We start from the raw sequence: 1,652 nt of genomic DNA on the forward strand, positions 1-1,652 counted from the left end.
GAGTCTTGTCAAAACTGGCATTGTAACTCTACATGGAAAAAGTTTTATAGACTTAGAGAACTTTTTAACAAAAGATTATACTTTTGTGATTTGTGATGAGAATACACCGAGCATACTTTTAGAAGCGACAAAATTTTTGGATGAAGAGAATGTAAACATCACACTTGGAGAACGATTTGGTTATGGTGATGAACTTTTTTCAAGTACAACATTGCAAAAAATGGTGCAAAACCCTCCTCATATGCCTTACTCACTCCTTATCAAACGCAATTATAAACCTCTGCCAAATATCTCAAGTGAAGAGAGCATAGAGCATGAAAATGGGATGATTACAAAAAGCTATAAACGCCATATCTCTTTACAAAATCTTGACCTACAGCCAAATATGCTTTTGTGGGACATCGGTGCTGGTTCTGGTTCTGTAAGTATTGATGGTTATAAACGATACAAAATAAAGAGTATCCTTTTTGAGAAGAATGAAAAAAGAGCGAAGATGATACAAAACTCTCTCAAAAAACATAAAATTTTAGATACAAAACTCTCCATCGGTGAGGCGAGTGAAGAGTATAAAAAAGAGCTAAGCACTCCTGAGAGAATTTTTGTCGGTGGTGGTGGTGACAAAGTCATCAGTGAGCTAGATTATTTGTATGAAAGGTTAGCCGATGGTGGCATTATGGTAGCCAATTTTGTAACGCTCCAACATCTTACAACAGCTATAACAGTTTTAAAACAAGCAAACATTGCTTTTGATATAAAAAGTGTGAGTCTTACAACTTACAAAATGAGTTTGTTGATGCCTGAACCTGAGAGGGTAATGCACCAGATAATTGTAAGGAAAGATATAAAATGATTACATTCGTAGGAGCAGGTCCTGGAGACCCCGAACTTATAACAGTGAAAGGTATGAAAGCCTTACAAGAAGCAGAGGTTGTGCTTTATACGGGTTCTTTAGTGCCTCGTGAACTTTTAGATTGGTGTAGAGATGATGCACTTATTGCTAACTCTGCTGATATGGCTTATGAGGATATTTTTAAATTCATAAAAGAGCATCATCATAAAAAGTTTGTGCGTTTGCATACTGGAGACAGTTCTCTGTTTTCAACAACTGCAAAACAGATAGAGTTTTTAGAGAGTGAGGGAATAGAGTATGTAACTATTCCTGGTGTGACCGCTGCGTTTGGTGCAGCAGCGGCTGTAAACATTGAGTACACTATTCCCGGAGTTTCACAAACACTCATTATCTCACGGCTTGAGGGTCGTACACCAAATCCTGAGTCACTTAAACAGCTACTCTCAAACAAACACTCTTCGTTTGCTTTTTATCTCTCCATCTCTCTTATTCAAAAACTCAAAGAGAGTGCGTTGGAATTAGGGTATCTTAAAAATACCCCATGTTGGGTAGTTGAACGCGCCACTTGGGCGGATGAAAAGGTTTACAAGGGTACTATTTCAGATATACAAGAGAGGGTTTCTCACATTAAAGGTGTTGCACTTATTATGTTCGGTGAGTTCCTGCACCAAAAAGCGACAGTAGAATCACACCTCTATGCACAAAAATATAAAAAAGAGGGCGAGAAAAAGTCTAAAGCGCTCTAAGGAAGACCATGAAAATAGCTATAGCCACGATTAACGATCCAAGTTTAAACGCAGCA

2 protein-coding genes are annotated in these 1,652 nt (G+C 37.8%); both read left to right on the forward strand.

Annotated features, from left to right (window positions below; all coding sequences use genetic code 11):
* Positions 1-850: bifunctional cobalt-precorrin-7 (C(5))-methyltransferase CbiE/decarboxylating cobalt-precorrin-6B (C(15))-methyltransferase CbiT (locus MVY38_RS00710; protein ID WP_297482334.1), on the forward strand; the 850-nt coding region annotated here is incomplete at its 5' end.
* Positions 847-1,596 (forward strand): cobalt-precorrin-4/precorrin-4 C(11)-methyltransferase, encoded by a 750-nt coding sequence (locus MVY38_RS00715; protein ID WP_297482340.1) that lies wholly within the window; start codon positions 847-849, stop codon positions 1,594-1,596. The genes MVY38_RS00710 and MVY38_RS00715, both read left to right, overlap by 4 nt.
* Positions 1,597-1,652: the final 56 nt, after the last annotated feature.

The organism is Sulfurimonas sp., from assembly GCF_027056685.1.
Classification (GTDB): domain Bacteria; phylum Campylobacterota; class Campylobacteria; order Campylobacterales; family Sulfurimonadaceae; genus Sulfurimonas.